The sequence below is a fragment of the Gluconobacter sp. P1D12_c genome (assembly GCF_018812105.1).
Lineage (GTDB): Bacteria > Pseudomonadota > Alphaproteobacteria > Acetobacterales > Acetobacteraceae > Gluconobacter > Gluconobacter oxydans_A.
Window position 1 is genome coordinate 1 of record NZ_JACSIQ010000111.1, and the last position, 693, is coordinate 693.

At 56.7% G+C, this 693-nt stretch carries 1 protein-coding gene and 1 pseudogene; both read left to right on the forward strand.

Annotation, left to right across the window (positions count from 1 at the left end; genetic code table 11):
- Positions 1 to 9: 9 nt before the first annotated feature.
- Positions 10 to 132: pseudogene (locus KP705_RS20660) on the forward strand (transposase); the annotation flags it as partial.
- A 47-nt stretch (positions 133 to 179) separates the two neighbouring features.
- Positions 180 to 692 (forward strand): IS5 family transposase, encoded by a 513-nt coding sequence (locus KP705_RS20270; RefSeq protein WP_249195539.1) that lies wholly within the window; start codon positions 180 to 182, stop codon positions 690 to 692.
- The last annotated feature ends 1 nt before the right edge of the window (position 693 follow it).

Genomic DNA, 693 nt, shown 5'->3' on the forward strand with positions numbered 1-693 from the left:
GACAACCGCCTGTTTCTCAATGGTATGCTGCATGTTCTGCGCACAGGYTGTCCGTGGCGGGACATGCATGAGCGCTACGGCAAATGGAACTCGGTCTATGTCCGGTTCCGGCGTTGGGCTGAGCAGGGGGTGTGGGATGCTCTGCTGCAAACCCTGATAGACCTCGACCTGACCGATAACTGGCAGCATATGGTCGACAGTACCGTAGTCCGTGCCCATTCACAGGCTACGGGCGCAAAAGGGGGGCTCATTCGGAGGCTTTTGGTCGATCACGCGGCGGCTTTACGAGCAAGATCCATGTCCGATGTGACAATCAGGGATGCCCTCTTGGCTTTGTCCTTACCGGAGGCCAGGTCTCGGACTACAAAGCCACAGACGCCCTGATGAAGCTGTCTGTCCCGCCCCCCAAAGCCATGCTGGCTGATCGGGGCTATGACAGYGACAGCTTCCGCCAGGATCTGCTGATCCACGGGATCCTGCCGGTTATTCCATCACGCAAAAGCCGCAGTGCTCCACAGAAAACAGACTGGTGGCGTTACAGGGACCGCAACCGCATCGAGCGGATGTTCAACAAACTCAAGCAGATGCGCCGTATCGCGACGCGCTACGACAAAACCGCCTTGTCCTTCATGAGTTTCCTCAATCTCGCCGCAGCAAAGCTCTGGATCAGATTTTTTGTCAACATGACCTAGT